Source organism: Streptomyces sp. 13-12-16 (assembly GCF_002114215.1).
Lineage (GTDB): Bacteria > Actinomycetota > Actinomycetes > Streptomycetales > Streptomycetaceae > Streptomyces.
Genome location: NZ_NCTE01000216.1, coordinates 1 through 9,012, shown reverse-complemented (window position 1 = coordinate 9,012; position 9,012 = coordinate 1). Strand labels below are relative to the sequence as shown.

At 71.3% G+C, this 9,012-nt stretch carries 8 protein-coding genes and 2 pseudogenes; 7 read left to right on the top strand and 3 right to left on the bottom strand.

Annotated features, from left to right (window positions below):
* Window positions 1–198 (bottom strand): annotated as a pseudogene (locus B7767_RS09920) (hypothetical protein); the annotation flags it as partial.
* Window positions 199–333: 135 nt separating this feature from the next.
* Here B7767_RS09920 and B7767_RS09915 point away from each other — a divergent pair.
* From B7767_RS09915 to B7767_RS09905, 3 genes are all read left to right on the top strand, one after another.
* A complete protein-coding gene (locus B7767_RS09915) occupies window positions 334–1,395 on the top strand; it encodes an adenosine deaminase (protein WP_085571869.1) in 1,062 nt (353 codons plus the stop codon).
* A 20-nt stretch (window positions 1,396–1,415) separates the two neighbouring features.
* Window positions 1,416–2,126 (top strand): glycerophosphodiester phosphodiesterase, encoded by a 711-nt coding sequence (locus tag B7767_RS09910; protein WP_085571868.1) that lies wholly within the window; start codon window positions 1,416–1,418, stop codon window positions 2,124–2,126.
* 150 nt (window positions 2,127–2,276) lie between these two features.
* Window positions 2,277–3,431, top strand: a complete 1,155-nt coding sequence (locus tag B7767_RS09905) for a serine hydrolase (protein WP_085571867.1) — start codon at window positions 2,277–2,279, stop codon at window positions 3,429–3,431.
* On the opposite strand, the gene B7767_RS09900 is transcribed toward B7767_RS09905, so the two are convergent.
* Together B7767_RS09900 and B7767_RS09895 are read right to left on the bottom strand one after the other, a co-directional pair.
* A complete protein-coding gene (locus B7767_RS09900) occupies window positions 3,424–3,945 on the bottom strand; it encodes a hypothetical protein (protein ID WP_085571866.1) in 522 nt (173 codons plus the stop codon). The two genes, B7767_RS09905 and B7767_RS09900, sit on opposite strands and share 8 nt — an antisense overlap.
* Window positions 3,946–4,052: 107 nt before the next feature.
* Window positions 4,053–5,492, bottom strand: coding sequence for a gamma-aminobutyraldehyde dehydrogenase (locus B7767_RS09895; protein ID WP_085571865.1), 1,440 nt, complete (start codon window positions 5,490–5,492; stop codon window positions 4,053–4,055).
* Between the two features lie 207 nt (window positions 5,493–5,699).
* Here B7767_RS09895 and B7767_RS09890 point away from each other — a divergent pair, with 207 nt between their 5' ends.
* From B7767_RS09890 to B7767_RS09875, 4 genes and pseudogenes are all read left to right on the top strand, one after another.
* Window positions 5,700–6,218, top strand: coding sequence for an Lrp/AsnC family transcriptional regulator (locus tag B7767_RS09890; RefSeq protein ID WP_030866046.1), 519 nt, complete (start codon window positions 5,700–5,702; stop codon window positions 6,216–6,218).
* A gap of 2 nt (window positions 6,219–6,220) precedes the next feature.
* A complete protein-coding gene (locus tag B7767_RS09885) occupies window positions 6,221–7,585 on the top strand; it encodes an aspartate aminotransferase family protein (RefSeq protein WP_085571864.1) in 1,365 nt (454 codons plus the stop codon).
* A 216-nt stretch (window positions 7,586–7,801) separates the two neighbouring features.
* Window positions 7,802–8,551, top strand: coding sequence for an ABC transporter ATP-binding protein (locus tag B7767_RS09880; RefSeq protein WP_085571863.1), 750 nt, complete (start codon window positions 7,802–7,804; stop codon window positions 8,549–8,551).
* A pseudogene (locus B7767_RS09875) lies at window positions 8,533–9,012 on the top strand (hypothetical protein); the annotation flags it as partial. The gene B7767_RS09880 and the pseudogene B7767_RS09875, both read left to right, overlap by 19 nt.

Below are 9,012 nucleotides of genomic sequence, written 5' to 3'. Positions count from 1 at the left end.
CTGCGGCGCGGGCAGCCCGTCGGCGACGGTCGGCGTGGCCGGGGCCTGCGGCGGCCGGCCGGCGCCGGACGTGCGGTCCTTGTCCAGTGAGGTCCTGTCCTCCGGGGCCGCCCAGGGGTCGCCGGCGCCCGTGTCCCCGCCCGGCTGCGTCGCGTCCGTCATCTGGAGTTCCCCCTCGGCCCTCGATCGTCCGGCCATGCTACGGCTCCGCCGTCCCGTACCTGCCCGCGCCCCCTTCCCCGACCGCCTACGATGACCCCGAGTCACCGATCAGCCGATCATCCGCGTCCCGCCGCTCGCGCGGTCGAAGGGGCGCCGTTCCGGGGAGGAACCTTGACCGACCGTCTCGTCGAGCCGTGCGTCCCACGCGATCTGCGCGCCTTCATCGCCGGGCTGCCCAAGGCCGAACTGCACGTGCACCACGTCGGGTCCGCCTCCCCCCGCATCGTCTCGGAGCTGGCCGCCCGCCACCCCGACTCCAAGGTCCCCTCCGACCCCGAGGCCCTGGCCGACTACTTCACCTTCACGGACTTCGCCCACTTCATCGAGGTGTACCTGTCCGTCGTCGACCTGATCCGCACCCCCGAGGACGTACGGCTGCTGACCTACGAGGTGGCCCGTGAACTGGCCCGGCAGCAGGTGCGGTACGCCGAGCTGACCATCACCCCGTTCTCCTCCACCCGGCGCGGCATCGACGAGCGTGCCTTCATGGACGCGATCGAGGACGCCCGCAAGGCGGCCGAGACCGAGTTCGGGACGGTGCTGCGCTGGTGCTTCGACATTCCCGGCGAGGCCGGTCTTGAGTCCGCCGAGGAGACCGTGCGGCTCGCCACCGACGACCGGCTGCGCCCGGAGGGCCTGGTCTCCTTCGGTCTCGGCGGGCCCGAGATCGGTGTGCCCCGGCCGCAGTTCAAGCCGTACTTCGACCGCGCGATCGCCGCCGGTCTGCACTCCGTGCCGCACGCCGGCGAGACCACGGGACCGGAGACCGTGTGGGACGCGCTCAACGAGCTGGGCGCCGAGCGCATCGGGCACGGCACCAGCTCCGCCCGTGATCCCAAGCTGCTCCAGCACCTGGCCGAGCGGCGCATCCCGCTGGAGGTGTGCCCCACCTCCAACATCGCCACCCGCGCGGTGACCGACCTCGACGAGCACCCCATAAAGGAGTTCACCCGGGCCGGCGTCCTGGTCACCGTCAACTCCGACGACCCGCCGATGTTCGGCACCGACCTCGACAACGAGTACGCGGTCGCCGCGCGGCTGCTGGAGCTCGACGAGCGGGGACTGGCCGGCCTGGCGAAGAACGCGGTCGAGGCGTCGTTCATGGACCCGGCCGGCAAGGCGCGGCTGGCCGCCGAGATCGACACCTACACCGCGTCCTGGCTCGCCTCCTGACCACCCCGCGAAGGGCCGCCATGCAGAACGTGACCGCCGTGGCCCACCGCGGCGACCCCTACCGCGTCCGCGAGAACACCCTCGCCTCGCTGCGGTCCGCGCTCCACCGGGGTGCGGACGCGGTGGAGATCGACGTGCGCCTCACCCGGGACGGTGTCCCGGTGCTGCTGCACGACGGCACGCTGAAGCGGCTCTGGGGGCACGACCGTCCGCTGCTGTCGCTGTCGTGGGAGGAGGTGCGCGCGGTCACGGACGACGGGGTGCCCACGCTCTCCGACGCGCTGGCCGCGACGGACGGCGGCCGGGTGATGATCGACCTGCCCGGCACGCCGGACGTCCGCGCGATGCGCCGGGTCGTGGACGCCGTGCGCGAGCGGGAGGCCCAGGACCGCGTCTACTACTGCGCCGGCGCCCCCGCCATGCTCGCCGTACGGGCGGCGGACCCGTCCGCCGAGATCGCGCTCACCCGCACGACCCTGGCACCGGCCCGCGCCGGTCTGCTGGAGGCGATCCGGCCGCGCTGGCTGAACTACCGCTTCGGCCTGGTGGACCGTGCTCTCGCGGACCGCGTCCACCACGCCGGCTACCTGCTCTCCGTCTGGACCCCGGACACCCGCCGCTCCATGCGCCGCCTGCTGTCCCTGGGCGTCGACTCGATCACCACCAACCGCATCGACGTCCTGTGCGCGCTGCGTGAGTCCGGGAACCGGTCGGGGCGGCAGGCTCCTTAGGGGTGAACCCTGACAACTCCCCTGCGTTCCCGGGGGAGTTGTTCGGGGGTGCACCAGGGCGGGCGCCCTCCCCGACGACGATCCGGAGGCGGCCCGCACGGCCGGAGGATGATCACGTCCTTCCGCCGAACTCCCCCCGAGGAGCAGCCGATGCACTCCCGCCGCCGTACCGCCCTGTTCGCCGCCTCCCTCGTCCTCGCCCTGGGCGCGGGCCCGCTCGCCGCGCCCGCGTTCGCCTCGCCCGCCCCGCGGGCGCCCGTGTGCGGTACCGCACCGTCCCACCAGGCGTTGTGCGAGGCGATCGGGGGGCTGCCCGACACGACCACGACCGCCGCACTGGTCCGGCTGGGCGGTACCGGGGGTTCCTGGCAGGGCAGTTCGGGGGTGCGGGACCTGGCGAGCGGCCGGGCGGCCGACCCGGACGCGCGGTTCAGGGCCGGTTCGACGACCAAGGTGGTGACGGCCGCCGCCGTCCTCCGGCTCGCGGCGCAGGGCGAGGTCGACCTCGACGCGTCGATCGAGCGCTACCTGCCCGGCCTGCTCGGCCCCGAGTTCACCACGCCCGTCACGGTGCGGAACCTGCTGAACCACACCAGCGGCATCCAGCCGGGCGTCAGTTGGGGGAACACCTTCGAGGAGCAGTACGCGCACCGCTACGACACGCTCACCCCGCGGCGGGTCGTGGAGACGGCGGTCGCGCAGGGGCCGGCGTTCGACGCCGGCGACCAGCAGCAGTACCTGAACATCAACTACACGATCCTCGGCCTGCTGATCGAGAAGGTGACCGGGCGGTCGTACGCCTCCGAGGTGACCAGGCTCGTGCTGCGCCCCGCCGGGATGCGGCACACGTACTTCCCCGGCACGGACCCCCGCATCCGGGGACCGCACCACCACGGCTACCAGGCGGTCGAGCGACCGGACGGGACGACCCGGCTGGTCGACGTCACCGAGTGGAACGTGGCCGACCGCTGGGCGGCCGGGGACATGATCTCGACCACCGCCGACCTGGAGCGGCTCGTCACGGCCCTCTTCGGCGGGCGGATCGTGCCCGGACCGCAGTTGCGGGAGATGTTCACGGTCCCGGCGGGCATCGAGGGCGCCGCTTACAGTGCGGGCCTGACCCGCTGGGAGCACCGGGGCACGGTCTACTGGCTCAAGAGCGGTGCCCGCCCCGGCTACAGCACGATGATCGCCGCGACCGAGGACCTGAGCCGCACCCTCGTGTACTCGCTCTCCGACACCGACGCGAAGGACACGGCGTCGAACCCGGTCGCCGACCGGATCCGGGAGGCCGCCCTCAAGTAGCGGGGACGGGTGCCGGGTTGGGCGTGAGCGCCTCCAGCCGCTTGATCCTCCGGCGTACGGCGTACAGCGGGATCACGCCGAACACGCCGAACGCCATGTCGATGACGCTCCACCAGAAGGGGATGCCGCGGATCGGGCCGCAGACGAGGGCGAGCGGGATGATGCCGGCGCAGGCGATCATGCCGAACTCGACGACCCAGATGTTGCGGACGGGGTCGCGGTAGGGGCCGTAGAAGGCGACCGCGATCACGAGGTGCGCGAAGGCGAGCCAGTCGGTGCCGTAGAGGAGGAAGGGGTACTCGGCGTCGGCGGTGTCGAGCCCCTGGCGCACGCGCCCGATCCAGTCCATGAGGGCGGGGAGGTGCTCCGGCACGGACAGGGACCGGAGCAGGTCCTCGGTCCAGCGCAGTTCGTGCACCAGCGGGAAGGCCGTGGCGCCGCTGAGCACCAGGCAGACGACGAAGAAGACCAGCCAGGCGCGAATGCCCTTGAGCAGGGCGGCTCTGTCGCTCATGGCAGCAGCGTACGCCGAGAGTTGAACATGTTCAAAAATGGGGTTCGCCCCTGGAGACACCTCGGCCCCGGACGGTGGCACACCGTCCGGGGCCGGGGCTTCGGCACCTATCCGTCGAGCGACGTCATCACGTGCTTGACGCGCGTGTAGTCGTCGAAGCCGTACGCCGAGAGGTCCTTGCCGTAGCCGGACTTCTTGAAGCCGCCGTGCGGCATCTCCGCGACCAGCGGGATGTGGGTGTTGATCCACACGCAGCCGAAGTCGAGCCTCCTGGACATCCGCATCGCACGGGAGTGGTCCTTGGTCCACACCGAGGAGGCCAGCGCGTACTCGACGCCGTTGGCGTACTCGACGGCCTGGTCCTCGTCGGTGAAGCGCTGGACGGTGATGACCGGGCCGAAGACCTCCTTCTGGACGATCTCGTCGTCCTGCTCGAGGCCGGAGACGACGGTCGGGGCGTAGAAGAAGCCCTTGTCGCCGACGCGCTTGCCGCCGGCGACCACGCGCGCGTGCGCCGGCAGCCGCTCGATGAAGCCCTCGACCTGCCTGAGCTGGTTGGGGTTGTTGAGCGGGCCGAAGAGCACGTCCTCGTCGTCCGGCATGCCGGTCCTGGTGTCGGCGGCGGCCTCGGCGAGCGCGGAGACGAACTCGTCGTGGATGGACTCGTGGACGAGCACGCGCGTGGCGGCCGTGCAGTCCTGGCCGGCGTTGAAGAAGCCCGCGACGGAGATGCCCTCGACGGCCTTGGCGATGTCGGTGTCCTCGAAGACGACGACCGGGGCCTTGCCGCCCAGCTCCAGGTGGACCCGCTTGAGGTCCTTGGACGCGGACTCGGCGACGGACATGCCCGCGCGCACCGAACCGGTGATGGACGCCATCGCCGGGGTGGGGTGCTCGACCATGAGGCGGCCGGTGTCGCGGTCGCCGCAGACGACGTTGAAGACGCCCTTGGGGAGGATCGAGCCGAGGATCTCGGCGATGAGGACGGTGGAGGCCGGGGTGGTGTCCGAGGGCTTCAGGACGACCGTGTTGCCCGCGGCGATCGCCGGGGCGAACTTCCACACGGCCATCATCATCGGGTAGTTCCAGGGGGCGACCTGGGCGCAGACGCCGACCGGCTCACGGCGCACGAAGGAGGTCAGCCCCTCCATGTACTCGCCGGCGCCCTTGCCCTCCAGCATCCGCGCCGCGCCCGCGAAGAAGCGGATCTGGTCCACCATCGGCGGGATCTCCTCGGTGCGGGTCAGCCCCGTGGGCTTGCCCGTGTTCTCCACCTCGGCCGCGATGAGTTCCTCGGCGCGCTCCTCGAAGGCGTCCGCGATCTTCAGCAGGGCCTTCTGGCGCTCGGCCGGGGTGGTGTCGCGCCAGCCGGGGAACGCCTCGGCGGCGGCCGCCATCGCGGCGTCCACATCCGCCTGCCCGGACAGCGGAGCGGTCGCGTACGCCTCGCCCGTCGCGGGGTTGACCACCTCGGTGGTCCGTCCGTCGGCGGCGTCCCGGAACTCACCGCCGATGTAGTTGCGCAGACGACGCAGCTCGGTGCTCACTGCAGGCCCTCCTGGTGCTCCTCGTGGATGTCCGAGGTGTCCGGTGCGTCAAGAAATGACCGGTGTCCAACCTCTGAGACACCCACCCTAAACCGAGGACTGACGTTTTCAACACCCCCACCCGCTCCACTCCTGCGAAATCCGCAAGCTAAGACGTCCCAGACAACGAAATTCATCGATTGAGCCTTGCGAAACTGTCGATACGTCGTGCACAGTGGCACCGTGGCCAGTCGAAGCGCAGACCCGAGGGACTCCCGCGAGTCCAAGAACGGCGGCGGTCCCCAGTTGGACGCCGTCTCCCTCGCCATCATCGAGCAGCTCCAGGAGGACGGCCGCCGGCCGTACGCCGCCATCGGCAAGGCCGTGGGCCTGTCGGAGGCGGCCGTGCGCCAGCGGGTGCAGAAGCTGCTGGACCAGGGCGTGATGCAGATCGTCGCCGTCACGGACCCGCTCACCGTGGGCTTCCGCCGCCAGGCGATGGTCGGGGTCAACGTCGAGGGCGACGTGGAGTCCGTGGCCGACGCGCTGACCGCCATGGACGAGTGCGAGTACGTGGTGATGACCGCGGGCTCCTTCGACCTCATGGTCGAGATCGTCTGCGAGGACGACGACCACCTCCTTGAGGTCATCAACCGACGCATCCGGGCCGTTCCCGGAGTGCGCTCCACCGAGAGCTTCGTCTACCTCAAGCTCAAGAAGCAGACCTACATGTGGGGAACCCGATAACCGTGAGCACCGACGACCTCAGCAAGTCCGCGTACGACCACCTGTGGATGCACTTCACCCGCATGTCCTCGTACGAGAACTCCCCCGTCCCCACCATCGTCCGGGGCGAGGGCACCCACATCTACGACGACAGGGGCAAGCGCTACCTCGACGGCCTCGCGGGCCTGTTCGTGGTGCAGGCGGGCCACGGCCGCCAGGAGCTCGCGGAGACCGCCTCCAAGCAGGCCCAGGAGCTGGCCTTCTTCCCCGTGTGGTCCTACGCCCACCCCAAGGCCGTGGAGCTGGCGGAGCGGCTCGCGCACGAGGCGCCGGGCGACCTCAACAAGGTCTTCTTCACCACCGGCGGCGGCGAGGCGGTGGAGACCGCCTGGAAGCTCGCCAAGCAGTACTTCAAGCTCGTCGGCAAGCCGACCAAGTACAAGGTCATATCCCGCGCGGTGGCCTACCACGGCACCCCGCAGGGCGCCCTGTCCATCACCGGACTGCCGGCTCTCAAGGCCCCCTTCGAGCCGCTGGTGCCGGGCGCGCACAAGGTGCCCAACACCAACATCTACCGGGCGCCGATCCACGGTGACGACCCGGAGGCGTTCGGCCGCTGGGCCGCCGACCAGATCGAGCAGCAGATCCTCTTCGAGGGCCCGGACACGGTGGCCGCGGTCTTCCTGGAGCCGGTGCAGAACGCGGGCGGCTGCTTCCCGCCCCCGCCCGGCTACTTCCAGCGGGTGCGCGAGATCTGCGACCGGTACGACGTGCTGCTCGTCTCCGACGAGGTCATCTGCGCCTTCGGCCGCCTCGGCACGACCTTCGCCTGCGACAAGTTCGGCTACGTGCCGGACATGATCACCTGTGCCAAGGGCATGACCTCGGGCTACTCCCCCATCGGCGCGTGCATCGTCTCCGACCGGATCGCCGAGCCGTTCTACAAGGGCGAGAACACCTTCCTGCACGGCTACACCTTCGGCGGCCACCCGGTCTCCGCGGCGGTGGGCATCGCCAACCTCGACCTGTTCGAGCGCGAGGGCCTCAACCAGCACGTGCTCGACAACGAGGGCGCCTTCCGCGCGACCCTGGAGAAGCTGCACGACCTGCCGATCGTCGGCGACGTCCGCGGCAACGGCTTCTTCTACGGCATCGAGCTGGTCAAGGACAAGAACACCAAGGAGTCCTTCGACGCGGACGAGACCGAGCGCGTGCTGTACGGCTTCCTGTCGAAGAAGCTCTTCGAGAACGGCCTGTACTGCCGGGCCGACGACCGCGGCGACCCGGTCGTCCAGCTCGCCCCGCCGCTGATCTCGAACCAGGAGACCTTCGACGAGATCGAGCAGATCCTGCGCGCGACCCTCTCGGAGGCCTGGACCAAGCTGTAGGCCGATCGGGTTTCCGATCTTCCCTTTGGATGATCAACACCGGCCCCGGTCCGCCCGTTCGAGTGAGAAACGGGCGCCCGGGGCCGTGTGCTGTCCGGCCTCCCGCCGCGGCCTGCCTAGCGTTCCAGTGACCGATCGGCCCTGCCTTCGTTCCCCCGGACGGGGGATTTACCCGAAGAGCGCACGGCATTTCCGATCCGAACCGAGGTGTACGCCATGGTGGCCCCACCGGACAACGACGTGCTCTGGGCGCGAGCCCTGCACTACCGGTACGACGACGGCTCGCCCGGACTGAGCGGGGTCTCGCTCGGCGTCCGGGAGGGCGAGATCCTCGCCGTCGGCGGCCCGCGCGGCAGCGGGAAGACGACCCTGCTGCACTGTCTGTCCGGCCTGCTGCCCGCGAAGAGCGGCGAGGTCTGGTTCAACAGCGTGCCCGTGCACACCATGAGCCCCGTCGCCCGCGAGCGGCTGCGCCGGGACCGCTTCGGCTGGATCGACCCGGAACCGGTGCTGGTGCCCGAACTGAACGTCCGGGAGAACGCCGCCCTGCCGCTGATGCTGCGCGGCACCGACCGGCGCCGCGCCAGGACGGCGGCCCTGGAGTGGCTGGAGCGCCTCGACATCGGCGACAAGGCCCGCAGGTACCCGGAGGAGCTGACGCAGGCGGAGCGGCAGCGGGTGTGCATCGCCCGCGCCCTCGCCCCGGCGCCCTCGGTGCTGTTCGCCGACGAGCCGACCGCCCCGCTGTACCGCGTCGACCGCGGCCACGTGCTGCGCACACTCACCACCGCCGCCCGCTCGCACGGCATCACCGTGGTCCTCGCGACCCACGACGCGCAGACCTCGGCCCTCGCCGACCGCACCGTGTCGCTGCTCGACGGGCGACGGGTGCGCACCGTACATCTGCCGCCGGTCGCCGTGGCGGCCGAGACGGAAGGCCGGGCGGCGTGCTCGCTCTCCGTCTGACCCGAAGCGCCCACACCGCCGTCCAGCTGCGCCGGCTCCTGGTCGCGGCCGCGTCCGCGGGCACGGGCTTCCTGCTGCTCAGCACCCTCGGCCACGCACTGGGCCACCCCGACCCGGCCTCCTCGGCGCTCCGGCTGGCCTGGTGCGCGGTCCCGCTGGCGGCCACGGTGTACTTCGCGGTCGCGGTCGCCCGCACCGATCCGGGCACCCGGCCCCGGCCCGGCCTGTCGGCGATCGGTCTCGGCCCCGCCCGGCTGATGGCGGTCTCCGCGGCCACCACTGCGCTGTCCTGCGCGCTGGGCTCGCTGCTGGCCCTGCTGGTCTTCCTCCACCTGCGCGGCGACCTCACCGGCATGCCCTCCGACGGCGCCGCGACGGACTTCCTCGCCACCGGCCGGCCGCTTCCGCTGCCGGCCGCCCTGACCCTGCTGGCGCTCGTGCCGCTGAGCGCGTCGGCGGCC